Annotated in this window: 1 protein-coding gene; it reads left to right on the top strand. The window is 76.5% G+C overall.

Annotated features, from left to right (window positions below; all coding sequences use genetic code 11):
- Window positions 1–104: 104 nt before the first annotated feature.
- Window positions 105–834, top strand: a 730-nt coding sequence (locus tag G3I53_RS13285) for an energy-coupling factor transporter transmembrane protein EcfT (protein ID WP_239063856.1), incomplete at its 3' end; no start/stop codon positions are given.

The raw sequence follows: 834 nt of genomic DNA, 5'->3' as shown, positions 1-834 counted from the left end.
GGCCGCCCCGGGACGGCTCGCGCGCCGGCCCGCGTGAGCGCCCCGGGCGGGCGGTCGCCTCCGGGCACCGGTCCGGGCCGTCGCTCCACCCGGGTGCCTGGTGGCTGTGGGCGCTCGGGCTCGGCACCGCCGCCACCCGCACCACCAACCCGCTGCTGCTGTGCCTCCTGGTGAGCGTCTCCGCGTACGTCGTGGCGACGCGCCGCCCGAACGCGCCCTGGGCCCGCTCCTACAGCGCGTTCGTCAAGCTGGCGCTCGCCGTGCTGGTGATCCGGCTGCTCTTCGCGATCGTCCTCGGCTCGCCCATCCCCGGCAGCCATGTGGTCGTGTCCCTCCCCGAAGTCCCGCTGCCCGACTGGGCGCAGGGCATCCGGCTCGGCGGCGAGGTCACCGCCGAAGCCCTCACCTTCGCCCTGTACGACGGCCTGAAACTGGCCACCCTGCTCATCTGCGTCGGCGCCGCGAACGCCCTCGCCAACCCCTCCCGTCTGCTGAAGTCCCTGCCGGGCGCCCTGTACGAGATGGGCGTGGCGGTCGTCGTGGCGCTGACCTTCGCCCCGAACCTGATCGCCGACGTGCAGCGGCTGCGTGCCGCCCGGCGGCTGCGGGGCCGTCCCGACAAGGGCGTGCGCGGTCTGCTGCAGGTCGGACTGCCGGTGCTGGAGGGCGCGTTGGAGCGGTCGGTCGCGCTGGCCGCCGCGATGGACGCCCGCGGCTACGGCCGCACCGCCGAGGTCCCGCCCGCCGTCCGCCGGACGACCGCCGCGCTCACCCTCGGCGGCCTGCTCGGGGTGTGCGCCGGGACGTACGGGCTGCTCACCGCGGAGGGCGGCC

The sequence above is a fragment of the Streptomyces sp. SID14436 genome (assembly GCF_010548465.1).
Classification (GTDB): Bacteria; Actinomycetota; Actinomycetes; order Streptomycetales; family Streptomycetaceae; genus Streptomyces.
This window is presented reverse-complemented; position numbering and strand designations above follow the sequence as displayed.